Below are 16,248 nucleotides of genomic sequence, written 5' to 3'. Positions count from 1 at the left end.
GTTAGCGGATGTCCTCGTCGACGGTCGTTTCAGGCTCGCGGCCTTTGTAGAGCACGCTTTCGCGGTAGCGCGCCGTGGCGAAACGCGCGATCACCCCGATGGCGGCGGCCACGGGCACCGCGACCAGCAGACCCACGAAGCCGAAAAGCGTGCCGAAGACCGACAACGCCAGCAGCAGCCAGACCGGGTGCAGCCCGACCGAATTACCCACGAGCTTTGGTGTCAGCAAATTGCCCTCGACCACTTGGCCCAGCACGAAGATCCCCGCGACGAGACCGATGGAGAGCCAATCGCCCCAGAATTGGAACAGCGCCAGACCGATTGCCAGCGCCCCGCCGATCAATGCCCCGAGGTAGGGGATGAAGGTGACCAGCCCCGCGACAAAGCCGACGACGAGACCGAATTGCAGCCCCACCAGCATCAGCGCCACGGCGTAATAGGTGCCAAGGATCAAGCAGACCGTGCCCATGCCGCGTACGAACGAGGCCAACGTCGCGTCAATCTCGCGCGCCAACTGGCGAATCGTCGGGGCATGGTCGCGCGGCAGCAGCCGGTCGATCGCGGCGACCATACGGTCCCAATCGAGCAGCAGGTAAACCGCGACCACCGGGACGATGACGAACAAGAGCAGGACGTTGATGAGCGAGGCAAAGGAGGCGAGCGCGGTTTGCAGCAATTGCCCGCCGCGTTCCTGAATGGTGGTCCCCAGCGTCGTCAGCGAGGTGCGCAGGGTCGAATCATCGTCCAAGAGAGAGGGGAAACGGTCAGTGATGAAATCGGTGAAATTACGGGTGAGCTTGGGCGCGGTCTCGATCAGGTTCACGGTCTGATTGACCAGCGTCGGGATCACCAAAAGCGCCATCAGCACGAAGACCAAAAGCGCCACCACGGTGATGACGGCGGTGGCCATGGTGCGGCTGAGCCCCAAACGCTCCAACCGGTCGGCCACGGGGTCGAGGAAATAGGCAATCGCCCCGCCCAACAGGAAGGGCAGCATCACATCGCCGATGAACCACAGCGCCACCATGAACACCGCTGCCGCGATGCCCCAGTACTTCAATTGGTCTCTGATTGGCAGGGCCATGGCGCTCTCCGGCAGGGAATGCCATCACATCGCCCATGTGGCGTTTTGTTTCAAGTCTTGGCTGCGGGTGGCGCGCGCGTCAGGGGCGCGGAACGGGTAAGCGGTGGAACTGGCCCAGCGGGCCGCCAGACCTCAGCGATGTGATTGTCTCGCCCTTTGACATGCACTAGTCAGGGGGCAATGCGTCAATGAGGAAACACCATGCGTCTGTCCCAATATTTTCTGCCCGTGCTGAAGGAAAACCCTGCCGAGGCGCAGATCGTCAGCCACCGGTTGATGCTGCGGGCGGGGATGATCAAGCAATCCAGCGCGGGGATCTATTCCTGGCTGCCGCTGGGCTACAAGGTGCTGCGCAAGGTCGAAGAGATCGTGCATCAAGAGCAGCAGCGTGTGGGCCATATTCCGATGCTGATGCCGACGCTGCAATCGGCGGACCTGTGGAAGGAATCGGGCCGCTATGACGCCTATGGCCCCGAAATGCTGCGCATTCGCGACCGGCAGGACCGCGACATGCTCTATGGCCCCACCAACGAGGAGATGATCACCGATATCTTCCGCAGCCATGTCGGCTCTTACAAAGACCTGCCGCTGACGCTCTACCACATCCAGTGGAAATTCCGTGACGAGATCCGCCCGCGTTTCGGCGTGATGCGGGGCCGTGAGTTCCTGATGAAGGACGGCTATAACTTCGACCTCACCAAAGAAGACGCGTTGCACGCCTATAACCGCCATCTGGTGAGCTACCTGCGCACCTATGAGCGGATGGGCCTGCAAGCGATCCCGATGCGCGCCGACTCTGGCCCCATCGGCGGCGATGACACGCATGAGTTCCTCGTGCTGGCCGAAACGGGTGAATCGGAGGTTTTCTATGACAGCGAGATCACCGATCTGACCTTTGGCGACCGCGAGATCGACCCCAATGATCACGACGCCTGCCGCGCGGTGCTGGAGGAGTTCACCTCGCGCTACGCCCGCACGGATGAGACCCACGATCCGGAGGTATTTGCCAAGGTGCCCGAAGAGCGCCAGCGCACCGCCCGCGGCATCGAAGTGGGGCAAATCTTCTATTTCGGCACCAAATATTCCGACGCGATGAACGCCAAGGTGCAAGGCCCCGACGGCAAACAGGTGCCGGTGCATATGGGCAGCCACGGCATCGGCGTCAGCCGTCTGCTGGGCGCGATCATTGAGGCGAGCCATGATGACAAGGGCATCATTTGGCCCGAGGGGGTGACGCCTTTCCACGCGGGGATCGTGAACCTCAAACAGGGCGATGCGGAGGCCGACGCGGCCTGCGACGCGCTTTACAACAGCCTCAAGGCACTGGGCCTCGATCCGCTTTATGACGACCGCAAGGGCGGGGCGGGGATGAAGTTCGCCACGATGGACCTCATCGGTCTGCCATGGCGCATCACCGTTGGCCCGCGCGGGCTGAAGAATGGCGTGGTCGAACTCACCAGCCGCCGGACAGGCGAAAGCGAGGAACTGCCGCCAGAACAGGCGGTTGAGAAGATCGCCAAGATCTACGCCGGTATCGTCTGAGGGCCGCGATGATCCTGCGGGCGCTGACATTGGCCGGTGGGATCGTAAGCGCAGGCATTGCCGCACAAGGCCCGGGGTTCACCCGGGCCTATGTGTTTCAGCTCGAGGCGGCGGAGCAGCGCCTCGCCAAAGTCGTGGCGGATTTCGATGCCGCCGCGCAGGCCGCGGGGCTCGACCGGGAAGGCGCCGTGGCGCGGCTGCGCGGATCGGCGCTGCTGGAGCGCCGGGGCTTGGACATGCGCCGCAACATCGAACGGCAAGGGTGGCTTGAGGCCACATTGCCGAGGCTCCAATCAGCGGGCCCCTTCCTGCGCTGCTATCTGCTATGGCGCAGCCCGGATGCCGGAGCTTTGCGCGCCGCCCCGCGCGGCTTTGCCCCCACCGCCCCGCGCAGCCGTGCCGAATGGCTCTTCGCTGGTTTGGGGTTCATCGCGGGGGCCAGTCTCACCCGCCTGCTGCTATGGCTGCCCACATGGCCCGCGCGCTTCCGCCGCCGCCGGGCATTGCGTTCTTGACCCTGCTGGGGCAAAGCCTCAGGTTGCGCGCACCTCAGACCGGAGCCTTCCCGCATGGCCAGCAAACCCACACGCACCGCCCCATTCGCGGCTTTTGAATGGATGATCGCTTGGCGCTACCTGCGCGCCCGCCGCGCCGAAGGGGGCGTCAGCGTCATGACGTGGATCAGCCTTATCGGCATCACGCTGGCGGTCTTTGCGCTGATCGCCACGCTCTCGGTCCGCTCGGGCTTCCGCGCCGAGTTCGTCGACACGATCCTCGGGGCCAATGCCCATGTCACCGTCTACACGATGGGCGAGGTGCTGCCCAACGGCCAGATCGACCGCACCATCGACGATTACGAGGCCATGGCCGAGCGGGTGGCAGCCGTCGAAGGCGTGACCCGTGTCGCCCCGCTGGTGCGGCAACAGGTCATGGCCAATCGCCGCCAGTCGAACGCAGGGGTTGAGGTTTTCGGCATCGCTTCGGATGATTTGATGACCATCCCCGGCATCCAGCCTTCGGAGCGTTCTTTCGGTGACATCACGCGTTTTGAAGAGGGCATGGCCATCGGCAGCGGCGTGGCGCAGTCCTTGGGCGTGCAGGTCGGCGATAGCGTCAAGCTGATCTCGCCCAATGGGGTAAAGACCGCCTTTGGCACCAGCCCGCGGGTCAATGCCTATGAGGTGGTCTATATCTTCTCTGCCGGGCGCTACGATATTGATAAAACACGGGTCTACCTGCCGATCACCGAGGCGCAGAGCTTTTTCAATCGCGAGGGCGTGGCGGATGAGCTGGAGGTTATGGTCGAAGACCCGGAAGGCGTGGATGCCATGGCGCCCGCGCTGATGCAGGCGGCGGGTGAGCGCGCGCAGGTCTGGACATGGCGCGACGCCTCAAGCTCCTTCCTTTCGGCGCTTGATATCGAGGACCGGGTGATGTTCGTGATCCTCAGCGTGTTGGTGCTGATCGCGGCGATGAACATCGTTTCGGGGCTGATCATGCTGGTCAAGAACAAGGGCCGCGACATCGGCATCCTGCGCACCATGGGGCTGTCTGAGGGCTCGGTGCTGCGGGTGTTCTTCATCTGCGGGGCCTTCACCGGCATCATCGGCACCGCCGCGGGCGTCGTGCTGGGGGTGCTGTTTGCCACTTACGTCGACCAGATCTTCGGCTTCGTGAACTACCTCAGCGGCGGCAATGCCTGGGACGCCTCGATCCGCGGCATCTACTTCCTGCCCGCGAAACTGCAACTGGGCGACGTGCTCTCGGCCGTGGCGCTGTCGCTTGGTCTGTCCTTTGTCGTCACGATCTTTCCCGCCCGCCGAGCGGCGCGGATGAACCCGGTGGAGGCCCTGCGCTATGAATGATCCCGTCCTGCGCCTGAGCGGCATTTCCAAGTCCTATAACCCCGGTGCACCCAATGAGGTGCAGGTGCTGCGCGGCATCGACCTTGAGGTGGCCCCCGGCGAGGTGGTCGCGCTGGTGGCGCCCTCCGGGGCGGGTAAGTCGACGCTGCTGCATATCGCGGGGCTTTTGGACACCGCCGACAGCGGCACGGTGCAGATCGCGGGCGATGACCTGACGGGCCAGAGCGACCGCCGCCGCACGGCCGTGCGCCGCGCCGACGTGGGCTTCATCTACCAGTTCCACCACCTGCTGCCCGAGTTCACGGCGCTGGAAAACATCGTGCTGCCGCAGCTGGCAAATGGCGTGGTGCGCAAGGAGGCCGAGGCGCGGGCGCGGGAGCTACTGACGCAGGTCGGCATCGCCGAGCGCGCCGATCACCGCCCCGCCGCCATGTCGGGCGGTGAGCAGCAGCGGGTGGCCTTTTGCCGCGCGCTGGCCAATGCGCCACGCCTGCTGCTGGCGGATGAGCCAACGGGCAACCTCGACCCCTCAACCTCGGATCAGGTCTTTGCCGCGCTGATGGCGCTGGTGCGCGGCACCGGGCTTTCGGCGGTGATCGCCACCCATAACCTCGAACTGGCGGCCCGGATGGACCGGCAAATCCGGCTCGAGGCGGGGCAGTTGGTGCCGGTCTGACTCAGCCGCAGATGTTTTCTAACTCGACCCCGTTCCAGGGCAGGCCCACGTCATAGGGGCGGCTCTGGGGCAGGGGGGCCACGGGCATGACCTCCGACAGCATCGCATGCAGCCGCTTGGTGCGCGGCGCCTGCGGGTCGAGCGCGCGGCAGCAGACGAATTCCTCCACGATCGAGCCTTGCTGCTCATAGCCGAAATCGAGAAACCGCGGCTTGGTATCCACGTCGAAGAGGTAGGGGTCCGGACTGGTGAATTGCTCGGAGGCCGCGCGCAGGGGCGAATAGCCGGTGAGGTCGCGGTTCTGCCATTGCCAGACATGGGTGATCTCATGCGCCAGCAGCATGGCGGCGATCAGCCCGATGCGGTCGGGGTGATCGGGCAGGTAATCCTCGAGGTACCAATCCTTGTCGAAGAGCACATGATTGAAGAGCGCCACGGCGGCGGGTTTCGAGGTGACGGTCTCGCCCACCTGCGGCGGCAGGATACGCTCGCGGCAGGTGGTGCGCGGGCGCGGCTTGCGGCGGAAGGTGACCGCGCGGGTGGGCGCGCCATCGTGCAGACGCAGGCGGTCGTAGTCGAGGGTGGGGCCGTGGAGGGTGGCGAGATAGGCGCGTTCGTTGTCCGTCAGCGGTCGACCGCAGGCGGCGAGGAGGAGGCAGAGGAGAAGCGCGCGGATCATGGGATGAGTTAGGCGCGGGGGAGGCGGCGGATCAAGGGGGAAGTTTGGGGGCTGAATGCGAAGGGTGTAGGTAACGATTGTTGCGGTTCCGACCTATCGTTGTGTGGAAGCCCCTTCCCCATGGGGGGAAGGGAAGGGGCTATGCGCCAAAGGCGCATGGGATACGGAACATAGGTGGCTGGTTGTGCCTGCGGCGGAACGCGATAGGCGCGCCCGATATCTCAGTCTGCGATACCCCAAACTAAATATAGCAGGCGTCTGTCCATAGAGTGCAAAAATTAGGAAAATACGTTGCTAGGATATTCAGGCGCGAACAAAGCGACAATACCAACCAAAAGGGGTATAGAGTAATCGATAATTATAATTGAGATAGATTTGAGAACCACAGTCCCAATATTAATCCTTTCTTCGAGTGATTTGACGCTAATCCTTTGTCGATAGTCCAGTTCTTCGAATTCTCCGGTTGGTCCATCTTCGAATTGCGGGTAGTCAGGATGCCCCCAGTCAAGCTGGAGATGTATGCGTTCGCGCTCATGTTTGGATTTGACCGCGCTCCTAAATATTCCTGAGATCGAGGCATAGAGAGTTGGAAGGGACCTAAAAATAAACGAGATCAGCAGAAGTAATGTCACAAGCTGTCCGCCTGATAGGAGCTTAGATTGCGGTATGCGGGCCGAGAAACCAAGTAGAGTTATTTCGTCCGAGACTAATTCGATTCCCGCGACGAATATCGTTACGGCAGCTACTGCCGATAGTGCTTTTCTCAGTTTTTTGTCGTCGTCGGCAGATAGCTGATCCAAAACGTCTAAATTCATGAATCTACCCCCTCAAACATCCAACTCCTCCACAAACTGCGCATTCTGCTGAATATACGCGAACCGCATTTCCGGCTTCTTCCCCATCAAACGCTCCACCAAATCCCCGGTCTCGCCCGGCACGTCCTCGTCCACGGTCACGCGGATCAGCTTGCGGGTCTCGGGGTCCATCGTGGTCTCCTTGAGGTCCTTCGCGTCCATCTCGCCCAGACCCTTGAAGCGGCTGACGTCGATCTTGCCTTTCCCGCCAAGGCCCTTCTCCAGCCACATGTTCTTTTCGGCCTCGTCGAGGCAATAGACCCGCTTGGCGCCTTGGGTGAGGCGGAACAGCGGCGGGCAGGCGAGGTAGAGGTGGCCCGCGTCAATGAGCGGGCGCATCTGGGTGAAGAAGAAGGTCATCAGCAGCGAGGCGATATGCGCGCCGTCGACGTCGGCGTCGGTCATGATGATGATCTTGTCGTAGCGCAGATCGTCGAGGTTGAACTTCGTGCCCATGCCGACACCGAGTGCCTCGCAAAGGTCGTTGATCTCGGCATTGGTCGAAAGCTTGCTTGAGGCCGCGCCCAGCACGTTGAGGATCTTGCCCTTGAGCGGCAGCAGCGCCTGTTTCTCACGGTTGCGCGCGCCCTTGCCCGAGCCGCCGGCGCTGTCACCCTCGACGATGAAAAGCTCCGTGCCCTCGCGGGATTTGCTGGTGCAATCGGTCAGCTTGCCGGGCAGGCGCAGCTTCTTGGTGGCGGATTTGCGGGCGGTTTCCTTCTCCTGCTTGCGGCGCATCCGCTCCTCGGCGCGCAGCACCAGGAAGTCGAGGATCGCGCCCGCGGATTTCGTGTCCGCCGCCAGCCAGTTGTCGAAATGGTCGCGCACGGCGTTTTCGACCAGTCGCTGCGCCTCGGTGGTGGCCAGACGGTCCTTGGTCTGGCCCACGAACTCCGGCTCGCGGATGAAGCAGGAGACCAGCGCGCAGCCCCCGGTGATCAGGTCGTCGCGGGTGATGTCCTTGGCCTTGCGGTTGTTGGCGAGCTCGCCGTAAGCGCGGATGCCCTTGAGGATCGCAGCCCAGAAGCCGCTCTCATGGGTGCCGCCCTCGGGCGTGGGGACGGTGTTACAATAGGACTGGATGAAACCGTCGCGTGCCGGCGTCCAGTTGATCGCCCATTCGACCTTGCCCGGCACGCCGAAACGTTCCTGAAACTCGACCGTCCCGGCGAAGGGATTTTCGGCATAGGTCGTGGCCTTGCCCAGCGTCTCGCGCAGGTAGTCGGCGAGACCCCCGGGGAAGTGGAAGGTCGCCTCCATCGGCGTGTCGCCGTCCTCGATCTCGGACTTCCAGCGGATCTCGACGCCGGAGAAAAGATAGGCCTTGGAGCGGACCATCTTGAGCAGGCGTGCGGGTTTGAAGCGATGCGCGCCGAAAATCTGTTCGTCGGCGTGGAAAGTGACGGTAGTGCCGCGCCGGTTGGGGGCGGCGCCGATCTTCTCCACCGGGCCTTGCGGGATGCCGCGCGAGAACCGCTGCTCAAAAAGCTCGCGGTTGCGTGCGACCTGAACCACCATGGAATCCGACAGCGCGTTCACGACCGAGGCGCCCACGCCGTGCAGACCGCCCGAGGTCTGATAGGCCTTGCCCGAGAACTTGCCGCCCGCGTGCAGCGTGCAGAGGATCACCTCTAGCGCGGATTTGTCCGGGAACTTCGGGTGCGGGTCGATCGGGATGCCGCGGCCGTTGTCGCGGATGGTGACGGAGTAATCGGCGTTCAGCTCCACCTCGATCCGGTTAGCGTGGCCCGCCACGGCCTCGTCCATCGAGTTGTCGAGCACCTCGGCCACCATATGGTGCAGGGCGCGCTCATCGGTGCCGCCGATATACATGCCGGGGCGCTTGCGGACGGGCTCCAGCCCCTCCAGCACTTCGATGGAGGAGGCATCGTATTCGGTGGGTTCCTGGCCGGAAAGAAGGTCGGTCATGCGGGCCTGCTCTTTGTTTGTGGGTGGGGGCCATTTTGACAGCCCCGCGCGCCGGGGGCAATCGCGGGTTTGTCTTGGGCTGCTGTTTTGCCCCGGTTAGCCAGCTTTGGCGCGCAGCCAGTCGGCAAGGGTCTCTTCATCGATGCGGCCTTGAGCCACTTCGCGGATCAGATCGCCTGCCTCGATGGTTTCGTGGTCGATGCGGATGCCATTGAGGTGAAGGCAGACGATCATGGTCTTATAGGCGGTGCGTTTGTTCGCATCATTGAAGACATGACCGGTGGCCACGGCGACGCAATAGGCGGCGGCAAGATCGAAGGTATCCGCGATCATCCCGTAAAGCAGCCTGTTGTCCACGCGGCCCAGTGCCCCATCGAGCGATTTATCCAGCGCCCGACCCGCGAGTTCGCCAGGGTTCAAGACGGCATCGTGAATCGTTTCGACAAGCTCGGCGTTAAGCAGGACATAGGTCATTTGTCTTTGAGGTAGTCGAGCACGGGTTGGGTTTGCTCACGGGTGGCGGCAATGCTCTCCATCACCTCATCCAGCGTGGCCACGCGCGGCTCTTCTTGCAATGTCGCCTCGGCGGGCACGAAATAGCCCACGCAGCGCGAGTTCTTCATCACCGCCACGGGCTTGCCGCCCGAGCGTTCTAACACCTTATGCGGCTCGCGCATCTCGGTCATGGTGGCGATGTGGTTGGTGTGAATGCGGGTCATGGCGCGGCTCCTGAATGTATATACAAATATACATTGTTTCGCCCATTTTACAAGGGCCGCTGCCTGCTCCAGTCGAGCACCGCCGCCGTGACCTCCGACGGCTTTTGATGGTGCAGCCAATGATCCGCCCCTTCGATCTCGACCCGGGTGAGGTCCGGCGCGAAAGCCTCCAACCCGGCGGTGGCTTCGGGCAGAAGGGCGGTGTCTTCCGTTCCCCAGATCAGCAGATGCGGGCAGGGGACGCGCAAACGGTCGACCGGGAATTCTGGCAGGTCGCGCAGGGGCTTGCCGGGCGCGGCGACTTGCAGGGGGGAGGCACGATACCAGTTGATCATCGCCCTGAGCCGCCCAGGCCGCCCCCATTCCGCGCGGTAGTCCTCAAGCCGCACGGGCGTCAGCCAACTGAGGTCCATATTGGCGGAAAAAAGGTCGAGCAGTCCCGCGAAATCGTCCCGCGCCAGCCGCACCGCGCTGCCCTCGGCGCGCAGCGCGTTAATATATTGCGAGGCGCGCGACTGCACCCCGCCTGCGGCCATGGCGCGCTGAAACGGCACGGGATGCACGCCGTTGAGCACGATCAGACGGGCCACCAGCTCAGGCCGGAACATCGCCAAAGCGTAGCCCACGGAGGCCCCCCAGTCATGTGCCAAGACGGTCACTGGCCTGTCGCCGATCAAAGCGGCCATATCGGCCATGAGATGCGCCATCGCATAGGGTTCGATCCCCTCGGGCGCGCTGCTTTGGCCATAGCCGCGCTGGTCGGGCGCGATGCAGTGGAAATCTCGGCAGAGCAGCGGTGCCAGATCACGCCACGCGCCGCCGTATTCGGGAAAACCGTGGAGCATCAACAACGGCGGCAGGCTCTCATCGCCCCAGTGGCGAATGAAAATCTCCTGACCGTTCAATCGGCGGGTTTCGGTCCGTGTCGGTTCCATCGCGAGCCCTCCTGCCACCAGCTTTGCCGTTAAGGGCCGCGGACGCAAGGATTTCATGGCAAAACAGTGGCATCGACCCCCCGCAAACCCATGGCAGAGCGTAAAAACCGCACTTCCCCTTTGCAGCGACCCGGCGTAAGGCTCGTGTCATGAGCAAGACAATGACCAACCGCAATCACGTCCGGGCGATCCTGACACTCGGCCTGCCGTTGATCGGCGGGCATCTGGCACAGATGGCCATCGGCGTGACCGATACCGTCATGCTCGGCTGGTATTCGGTCGAGGCACTGGCGGCGGTGGTCTTGGGCAGCACCTATTTCTTCGTCCTGTTTATCTTTGGGTCGGGCTTTGCCATGGCGGTAATGCCCTTGGTGGCCGCCTATGACGCCGAAGATGACGAGATCGGCCTGCGCCGCGCCACGCGCATGGGGCTGTGGCTCTCGGTGGGGTTCGCCATGATCGCGCTGCCTGCGATGATCTGGTCGCCCGCGGTGCTGGACCTTTTGGGGCAGGGGCCGAACCTTGCTGACCGGGCGGGCGATTACCTCAAAGTGGCGGGCTGGGGGATTCTGCCCGCGCTTTTGGTGATGGTGTTGAAATCCTACCTCGCCGCGTTGGAGCGCACGCAGGTGGTGCTGTGGATCACCCTGCTGGCCGCCGGGGTCAATGCGTTGGCGAATTACGCGCTGATCTTCGGCAACTGGGGCGCGCCGGAGCTTGGCGTGATGGGGGCGGCTGTGGCCTCGGTCACGACGCAATGCGTCTCGCTGATCGGGGTGGTGATCTATGTGCTGATCGCCCTGCCGCAGCACAGCCTGTTCCTGCGGCTTTGGCGGGTGGACGGGCAGATGTTGCTGCGGGTGTTCACGCTGGGCCTGCCGATTGGCCTGACCACGCTGAGCGAGGTTGGCCTTTTCGCGGCCTCCTCGCTGATGATGGGCTGGCTGGGAACGATCCCGCTGGCGGCGCATGGTATCGCGATCCAACTCGCCTCACTGACCTTCATGGTGCATCTGGGGCTAAGCAATGTCGCCACCATCCGCGCGGGCAATGCCTATGGCCGCCGCGATGTGCCGCATATGAAGCGCGGCGCGGTGATCGTGTTGGTGCTGTCGCTGGTCTTTGCGCTGCTCACCATGGTTGGCTTTGTCGGCTGGCCCGAGCCGCTGATCTCGGTTTTCATGCAAGAGGATGAGCCCGCGCGGGCTGAAATCCTCGCCATCGGCACCGGGCTTCTGGTGATGGCGGCGCTGTTCCAACTGGTCGATGGGGCGCAGGTGGTAGCCCTTGGTCTGTTGCGCGGGGTGCAGGATACCAAAGTGCCGATGGTCATGGCCGCGGTCAGCTATTGGATCGTCGGCATGCCCTGCTCCTACCTGCTGGGCTTCGTGCTGGGCTTCGGGGCCATGGGCATCTGGGCCGGGCTGGTGGCAGGGCTGGCGGTGGCCGGGCTGCTGCTGAATGCGCGTTTCTGGGGCGTCATCGTCAAGCGGCTGGCGGTTTAGGCCTTAGCCCCGGTCCATCCGATCCGCCTTTTTGCGCACCAGCGTGCTGCGCAGGTCGTGCATCGCCAGCAGCAACTCATCCGTCACCGCCTCAAGCTCGGCATCCGTGGCGCGGGACTGCGCCCATTGGGTGGTGAGGTTCAGATGCTCCACCGCGCGGCGGATGTCGTCGATCTCTCGCGCGGCGAGGGTCGCGCGCCGGGCTTTGGTCCAGCGGGCAATCTCGGCCTGATCGGCCTCGGTCAAACGGTGCTGCCCATGGGGCTTTACCTCTCCGTTGCGGGTGTTGACGACGGCGATCTGCTCCATCTCGATCCGGCGCTGGCGGTTGGCGGCGTCCAGCCGAAACACCGCCGCGCCATTCTCGCGGACCCTGAAGTAATAGTCGGGAAGATCGCCCGCCATGGTGTTGTCCCTTACGTCAGCCCGGCGCAGAAGCTCTGGATACGGCTGCACGCCTCTTTCAGCGCCTCATCCGAAGTAGCGTAGCTGACCCGGAAATTCGGCGAAAGCCCGAAGGCCGCGCCAAAGACGACCGCAACGCCTGTTTCTTCCAGCAAAGCGGTGGCGAAAGCCTCGTCATCCGTGATCTTGGTGCCCGCTGCCGAAGTCTTGCCGATCAGCCCGGCGATGGAGGGATAGACGTAAAACGCCCCCTCGGGCGTGGGGCAGGTGATGCCCTCGATGGCCGAGAGCATCTCAACCACCAGATTGCGGCGGCGCACGAAAGTCTCGTTGTTTTCGGCGATGTAATCCTGTGTGCCGTTGAGCGCCTCCACCGCGGCCCATTGGCTGACCGAACAGGGGTTCGAGGTGCTCTGTGACTGGATCTTACGCATCGCACCAATCAGCTCTTCCGGCCCTGCGGCATAGCCGATGCGCCAGCCGGTCATGGCATAGGCTTTCGACACGCCATTGACCGTCAGCGTGCGGTCGTAGAGCGCGGGTTCCACCTCTGCCGGCGTGCAGAACTCGAAACCGTCATAGGCGAGGTGCTCATACATGTCGTCGGTCATCACCCAGACATGCGGGTGGCGCATCAGCACGTCGGTCAGCGCCTTCAGCTCGTCGCGGCTGTAGCCTGCCCCGGTGGGGTTTGAGGGTGAGTTGAAGATGAACCACTTGGTCTTGGGCGTGATCGCCTCTTCCAGTGCCTCGGGGGTGAGCTTGAAATCGTTCTCCAGCGTCGCGGGGGCAATGACCGGCGTGCCGCCTGCCAAGAGCACCATATCGGGGTAGCTGACCCAATAGGGCGCGGGGATCACGACTTCTTCGCCGGGGTTCATCGTGGCCATCAGCGCGTTGTAGAGGATCTGCTTGCCGCCGGTGCCGACGCTGACCTGTGCGGGCCTGTAGTCGAGGCCGTTGTCGCGTTTGAACTTGGCGCAGATCGCCTGTTTCAGCTCGGGGATGCCGTCGACGGGGGTGTATTTCGTCTTGCCCGCATTGATCGCGGCCACGGCTGCGTCTTTGATGTTCTGCGGCGTGTCGAAATCCGGCTCGCCCGCGCCAAGCGCGATGATGTCGCGCCCCGCGGCCTTGAGTTCTGCCGCTTTGGTGGTGACGGCGATGGTGGGCGACGGTTTGACCCGATCAAGGGTCGCGGACAGCAGTTCCATTTCAGCCTCGGGTTGCTTATGAATATCTCCACGTTCATAGGGGGCGTCCCCGCACCCGGCAAGGGTGTCTGGCAGGAGAGGAAGCATGACCGACGAGATTGACTGGTACGGCCCCGAGGCCGCCACCTTTGGCGACCGGGTCGCGGCGGCCCGCGAACAGACCGGCATGACACAGGCGATGCTGGCCAAACGGCTGGGCGTGCGCCTGTCCACCCTGCGCGGCTGGGAAGAGGACTTGTCCGAGCCACGCGCCAATCGGCTTTCGATGCTGGCGGGGCTGCTCAACGTTTCGATGATGTGGCTGATCAATGGCGAAGGCGAGGGGGTCGATGCCCCCGAAGCGGGCGAGACCGCGCGCCGTGTGGACCTCGAAGAAGTGCTGGCCGACATGCGCGCCCTGCGCAGCGACCTGCTGAAAAAGGCCGAGACTGTCGGCAAATTGGAAAAGCGCATTCGGCGCCTCATGATGGAGCCCGCAGATGGCTGAAGCCCCCGAACACCGGATCAAACGCCTGCAAATGCGCTCTATGCGCCGGGGCATCAAAGAGATGGACCTGATCCTCTCGGCCTATGCCGAGGCGCGGTTGCCGCAGATGGATGACGCGGGCCTCACGCTCTACGACCAAATGCTGAACGAGAATGACCACGACCTCTATCTTTGGGTCAGCGGACAGGCCGAGGCACCCGCCGAATATGCGGCTCTAATCGCGGATATCCGCGGGCAATTGGCCGAGGCGCGGGGCTAATTCAAAAAACCCGAAAGGGTTTAACGAATTATTCTGATTTTTTAGCGAGTTTCCGGTTCAAACAAAGTGAACCGGAGATTTCGCATGAGCATTCAAGACCCCGCCACGCAGCCGATGGCCATAAAGGGTTTCATGGCAGGCTATCTTGAGTCCCTGTCTTTGGTCGAGCGGCTGCACCGCCTGCTGCTGGACGTGATCAAGGACGAATTCGAACGCGTCGGCGTTTTGGAGATCAACGCGGTGCAGGCGCTGCTTTTGTTCAACATCGGCGATAATGAGGTCACCGCGGGGGAGCTTAAAAGCCGCGGCTACTATCAGGGCAGCAACGTCAGCTACAACCTCAAGAAACTGGTCGAAATGGGCTATATGCACCACCAGCGCTGCGAGATTGACCGCCGTTCCGTGCGCGTGCGGCTGACCGAAAAGGGGCGCTATATCCGCGATGTGGTCGCCGATCTTTTCTCGCGCCATGCCGATGGGATGGAAAACAAGGGCGTCTTGTGAGATGCGGGGATCGAGGATATTACCCGCTCGCTCAAACGGATGGAGCGGTATTGGACGGATCAGATCCGCTATATCTACTGATCCCGGGCAGGGGGGAGCTGGGCATAGGCCCGCCCGTCCAATTCACGCAGAAGTTTTCGGGTCATGGCGCGGGCGTAATCTTCGAACCCCTCCGCCGCCTCAACGAATGCCCCGGGGCCGAGGATGACTTCGGCCCGGTAGTATGGCGCCAGCGCGCCGACCTCGGCCTGTCCGCTGTCGCCAAGGGCTGCGTCTTCTGTGCCGATCACCAAGCCGTTGATGGTCAGCCCTTGTGGCCCAAGGGGCTGGTTTTGGAGGCTGCTGCGTATATCCCGGGGCCGCGGTCCGAAGTTCGAGATGCCATCGCCCGAAATATCCAACGTGTGTTTCCGGCAGTCCGAACGCGTCGCCAACTGCCGCGCGCCGAATTGCATGGCATCGCCCAAGGCCGTTCCGGGCGACGCCGCGCGCCGCTCAGTGGTGCGTAATTGAGCGATTGCTTCGTCAAGCGTAGCCGCATCGCGCAATGGCGTCCAAGGCAGGATCACCCGCTGATCACTGGACCCGCTCCATTCATAGACCATCAGATCGACGTGATGCCCCGGCAACGCCAACAGGGCGTCTCGCACGGGAGGATCGTTCAGCGCCTCGGCCACGCCGCCGATCTGCAACCGATACTCCCGCGCATCGACGGAACCGGAGACGTCCAGCCCCAAGGCCAGCGCCTGACGACAGGCGGCCTCAACCCATTGCGTGCCAGTGAGGCTGATAAAAAGGGCGAGGGCGGCACGGATCATCGCTCTACTTTCTCCGCCTTCGGCAGAGCATCAGAAAAGCGCGGGAGGCGGGAAGACCCCCCGCGCGGAGCCCATTAGCGCCAGAGCGGCACCGATGCAGCCGCTTACCAATGGCCGGTGTTTTCCATGCTGGCCCATGGCTCCTGCGCGGGCAGGGCGTCACCCTCTTGCAGCAGTTCGACGGAAATATTGTCGGGCGAGCGGACAAAGGCCATGCGCCCGTCGCGCGGCGGGCGGTTGATGGTCACGCCGTTGTCTTGCAGGTGCTGGCAGGTCTCATAAATATTCTCGACGGTATAGGCTAGGTGGCCGAAATGGCGGCTGTCGCTGGGCAGCGCGTCGTCGCCGTCCCAATTGTAGGTCAGCTCAACATCGGCATGACCGTCGTCCATGCCCGGGGGGCATAGGAAAACCAGCGTGAAACGGCCCCCTTCGTTGTCGATCCGGCGCCGCTCGACCAGGCCCAGAAGTTTGTAAAATGCGATGGAGGCGTCGAGATCTTTCACGCGCACCATGGTGTGCAGGTATTTGATGGGCATCGGTTTTCCTTTGGTTGGCTGGCCTGAACGGGGCGGCGCCCCTTCCAAGCTTGAATGTCGTTCAAAGCGGGCGGGGGCAAATTAACCCTTCGCGCTTCGCGGTGGAGTTTAGGGGCGAAACCGCCGGTGTCAAAGTGGGCGGGCGATGTCAGTTGATTGCGCAATGATTGGCTGTAGGCTAAAGGCCCGGAAGGCAACGCAAAGGCAAATGCCAAGATTGACGAGGGTCGCCGC

General features: G+C 63.0%; 18 protein-coding genes and 1 pseudogene. 8 read left to right on the top strand and 11 right to left on the bottom strand.

What is annotated here, in order from left to right:
• Position 1: 1 nt before the first annotated feature.
• Complete coding sequence (locus ACGYLI_RS01575; RefSeq protein WP_067265471.1) at positions 2-1,084, bottom strand: AI-2E family transporter; 1,083 nt, start codon at positions 1,082-1,084, stop codon at positions 2-4.
• Between the two features lie 201 nt (positions 1,085-1,285).
• Here ACGYLI_RS01575 and proS point away from each other — a divergent pair, with 201 nt between their 5' ends.
• From proS to ACGYLI_RS01555, 4 genes are read left to right on the top strand one after another with little or no spacing between them, the layout of a single operon-like run.
• Entirely contained in the window at positions 1,286-2,626 is a 1,341-nt protein-coding gene (gene proS / locus ACGYLI_RS01570; RefSeq protein ID WP_394416589.1) for a proline--tRNA ligase, read from the top strand.
• An 8-nt stretch (positions 2,627-2,634) separates the two neighbouring features.
• On the top strand, positions 2,635-3,141 hold the full coding sequence (locus tag ACGYLI_RS01565; protein ID WP_394416587.1) for a DUF2937 family protein: 507 nt from the start codon (positions 2,635-2,637) through the stop codon (positions 3,139-3,141).
• A gap of 54 nt (positions 3,142-3,195) precedes the next feature.
• Positions 3,196-4,491, top strand: a complete 1,296-nt coding sequence (locus ACGYLI_RS01560) for a lipoprotein-releasing ABC transporter permease subunit (protein ID WP_394409915.1) — start codon at positions 3,196-3,198, stop codon at positions 4,489-4,491.
• Positions 4,484-5,167 (top strand): ABC transporter ATP-binding protein, encoded by a 684-nt coding sequence (locus ACGYLI_RS01555; RefSeq protein ID WP_394416585.1) that lies wholly within the window; start codon positions 4,484-4,486, stop codon positions 5,165-5,167. Before ACGYLI_RS01560 ends, ACGYLI_RS01555 begins: the two co-directional genes overlap by 8 nt.
• Before the next feature lies 1 nt (position 5,168).
• Here ACGYLI_RS01555 and ACGYLI_RS01550 read toward each other — a convergent pair whose 3' ends face one another.
• The 6 genes from ACGYLI_RS01550 to ACGYLI_RS01525 form a co-directional block, all read right to left on the bottom strand.
• Positions 5,169-5,846: a hypothetical protein gene (locus ACGYLI_RS01550; RefSeq protein ID WP_394416583.1), complete on the bottom strand. Its 678-nt coding sequence runs from the start codon at positions 5,844-5,846 to the stop codon at positions 5,169-5,171.
• A 278-nt stretch (positions 5,847-6,124) separates the two neighbouring features.
• Positions 6,125-6,661, bottom strand: a complete 537-nt coding sequence (locus ACGYLI_RS01545) for a hypothetical protein (RefSeq protein ID WP_394416581.1) — start codon at positions 6,659-6,661, stop codon at positions 6,125-6,127.
• A gap of 12 nt (positions 6,662-6,673) precedes the next feature.
• Positions 6,674-8,629 carry a DNA topoisomerase IV subunit B gene (gene parE, locus ACGYLI_RS01540; RefSeq protein ID WP_271693252.1) on the bottom strand — a complete coding sequence of 652 codons (1,956 nt, stop codon included), beginning with the start codon at positions 8,627-8,629 and terminating at the stop codon, positions 6,674-6,676.
• Between the two features lie 96 nt (positions 8,630-8,725).
• Complete coding sequence (locus ACGYLI_RS01535) at positions 8,726-9,103, bottom strand: type II toxin-antitoxin system death-on-curing family toxin (protein WP_394416579.1); 378 nt, start codon at positions 9,101-9,103, stop codon at positions 8,726-8,728.
• The gene (locus tag ACGYLI_RS01530; RefSeq protein ID WP_067263649.1) at positions 9,100-9,348 is read right to left on the bottom strand and encodes a hypothetical protein; all 249 of its coding nucleotides are present in this window, start codon (positions 9,346-9,348) and stop codon (positions 9,100-9,102) included. The genes ACGYLI_RS01535 and ACGYLI_RS01530 overlap by 4 nt, the downstream gene beginning before the upstream one ends.
• A gap of 47 nt (positions 9,349-9,395) precedes the next feature.
• Positions 9,396-10,283 (bottom strand): alpha/beta fold hydrolase, encoded by an 888-nt coding sequence (locus ACGYLI_RS01525; protein ID WP_394416577.1) that lies wholly within the window; start codon positions 10,281-10,283, stop codon positions 9,396-9,398.
• A 149-nt stretch (positions 10,284-10,432) separates the two neighbouring features.
• Between ACGYLI_RS01525 and ACGYLI_RS01520 the strand changes: the two genes are divergently transcribed.
• Positions 10,433-11,788 (top strand): MATE family efflux transporter, encoded by a 1,356-nt coding sequence (locus tag ACGYLI_RS01520; RefSeq protein WP_394416575.1) that lies wholly within the window; start codon positions 10,433-10,435, stop codon positions 11,786-11,788.
• A gap of 3 nt (positions 11,789-11,791) precedes the next feature.
• On the opposite strand, the gene ACGYLI_RS01515 is transcribed toward ACGYLI_RS01520, so the two are convergent.
• On the bottom strand, positions 11,792-12,193 hold the full coding sequence (locus ACGYLI_RS01515; protein ID WP_394416573.1) for a hypothetical protein: 402 nt from the start codon (positions 12,191-12,193) through the stop codon (positions 11,792-11,794).
• Positions 12,194-12,204: 11 nt separating this feature from the next.
• A complete protein-coding gene (locus ACGYLI_RS01510; protein WP_394416571.1) occupies positions 12,205-13,407 on the bottom strand; it encodes a pyridoxal phosphate-dependent aminotransferase in 1,203 nt (400 codons plus the stop codon).
• 85 nt (positions 13,408-13,492) lie between these two features.
• On the opposite strand from ACGYLI_RS01510, the gene ACGYLI_RS01505 reads away from it, so the two are divergent.
• From ACGYLI_RS01505 to ACGYLI_RS01495, 3 genes and pseudogenes are all read left to right on the top strand, one after another.
• Complete coding sequence (locus ACGYLI_RS01505) at positions 13,493-13,894, top strand: multiprotein-bridging factor 1 family protein (protein ID WP_394416569.1); 402 nt, start codon at positions 13,493-13,495, stop codon at positions 13,892-13,894.
• A complete protein-coding gene (locus ACGYLI_RS01500) occupies positions 13,887-14,153 on the top strand; it encodes a succinate dehydrogenase assembly factor 2 (RefSeq protein ID WP_322328133.1) in 267 nt (88 codons plus the stop codon). The genes ACGYLI_RS01505 and ACGYLI_RS01500 overlap by 8 nt, the downstream gene beginning before the upstream one ends.
• An 84-nt stretch (positions 14,154-14,237) precedes the next feature.
• Positions 14,238-14,738 (top strand): annotated as a pseudogene (locus ACGYLI_RS01495) (MarR family winged helix-turn-helix transcriptional regulator).
• On the opposite strand, the gene ACGYLI_RS01490 reads toward ACGYLI_RS01495, so the two are convergent.
• Positions 14,732-15,475 (bottom strand): DUF1194 domain-containing protein, encoded by a 744-nt coding sequence (locus tag ACGYLI_RS01490; protein ID WP_394416567.1) that lies wholly within the window; start codon positions 15,473-15,475, stop codon positions 14,732-14,734. The pseudogene ACGYLI_RS01495 and the gene ACGYLI_RS01490 overlap by 7 nt on opposite strands.
• 104 nt (positions 15,476-15,579) lie before the next feature.
• Positions 15,580-16,014 (bottom strand): VOC family protein, encoded by a 435-nt coding sequence (locus ACGYLI_RS01485; RefSeq protein ID WP_067262125.1) that lies wholly within the window; start codon positions 16,012-16,014, stop codon positions 15,580-15,582.
• Between the last annotated feature and the right edge of the window lie 234 nt (positions 16,015-16,248).

The sequence above is a fragment of the Sulfitobacter sp. 1A13421 genome (genome assembly GCF_043557285.1).
Taxonomy (GTDB): domain Bacteria; phylum Pseudomonadota; class Alphaproteobacteria; order Rhodobacterales; family Rhodobacteraceae; genus Sulfitobacter; species Sulfitobacter faviae.
The sequence above is the reverse complement of the archived record's forward strand: the minus strand, read 5'-3'. Positions and strand labels throughout refer to the sequence as shown.

Bases quoted from the DNA above. Each gene is read 5' to 3' on its own strand.
- ACGYLI_RS01575 (WP_067265471.1), bottom strand. From the start codon at position 1,084: ATGGCCCTGCCAATCAGAGACCAATTGAAGTACTGGGGCATCGCGGCA.
- proS (WP_394416589.1), top strand. From the start codon at position 1,286: ATGCGTCTGTCCCAATATTTTCTGCCCGTGCTGAAGGAAAACCCTGCC.
- ACGYLI_RS01565 (WP_394416587.1), top strand. From the start codon at position 2,635: ATGATCCTGCGGGCGCTGACATTGGCCGGTGGGATCGTAAGCGCAGGC.
- ACGYLI_RS01560 (WP_394409915.1), top strand. From the start codon at position 3,196: ATGGCCAGCAAACCCACACGCACCGCCCCATTCGCGGCTTTTGAATGG.
- ACGYLI_RS01555 (WP_394416585.1), top strand. From the start codon at position 4,484: ATGAATGATCCCGTCCTGCGCCTGAGCGGCATTTCCAAGTCCTATAAC.
- ACGYLI_RS01550 (WP_394416583.1), bottom strand. From the start codon at position 5,846: ATGATCCGCGCGCTTCTCCTCTGCCTCCTCCTCGCCGCCTGCGGTCGA.
- ACGYLI_RS01545 (WP_394416581.1), bottom strand. From the start codon at position 6,661: ATGAATTTAGACGTTTTGGATCAGCTATCTGCCGACGACGACAAAAAA.
- parE (WP_271693252.1), bottom strand. From the start codon at position 8,629: ATGACCGACCTTCTTTCCGGCCAGGAACCCACCGAATACGATGCCTCC.
- ACGYLI_RS01535 (WP_394416579.1), bottom strand. From the start codon at position 9,103: ATGACCTATGTCCTGCTTAACGCCGAGCTTGTCGAAACGATTCACGAT.
- ACGYLI_RS01530 (WP_067263649.1), bottom strand. From the start codon at position 9,348: ATGACCCGCATTCACACCAACCACATCGCCACCATGACCGAGATGCGC.
- ACGYLI_RS01525 (WP_394416577.1), bottom strand. From the start codon at position 10,283: ATGGAACCGACACGGACCGAAACCCGCCGATTGAACGGTCAGGAGATT.
- ACGYLI_RS01520 (WP_394416575.1), top strand. From the start codon at position 10,433: ATGAGCAAGACAATGACCAACCGCAATCACGTCCGGGCGATCCTGACA.
- ACGYLI_RS01515 (WP_394416573.1), bottom strand. From the start codon at position 12,193: ATGGCGGGCGATCTTCCCGACTATTACTTCAGGGTCCGCGAGAATGGC.
- ACGYLI_RS01510 (WP_394416571.1), bottom strand. From the start codon at position 13,407: ATGGAACTGCTGTCCGCGACCCTTGATCGGGTCAAACCGTCGCCCACC.
- ACGYLI_RS01505 (WP_394416569.1), top strand. From the start codon at position 13,493: ATGACCGACGAGATTGACTGGTACGGCCCCGAGGCCGCCACCTTTGGC.
- ACGYLI_RS01500 (WP_322328133.1), top strand. From the start codon at position 13,887: ATGGCTGAAGCCCCCGAACACCGGATCAAACGCCTGCAAATGCGCTCT.
- ACGYLI_RS01490 (WP_394416567.1), bottom strand. From the start codon at position 15,475: ATGATCCGTGCCGCCCTCGCCCTTTTTATCAGCCTCACTGGCACGCAA.
- ACGYLI_RS01485 (WP_067262125.1), bottom strand. From the start codon at position 16,014: ATGCCCATCAAATACCTGCACACCATGGTGCGCGTGAAAGATCTCGAC.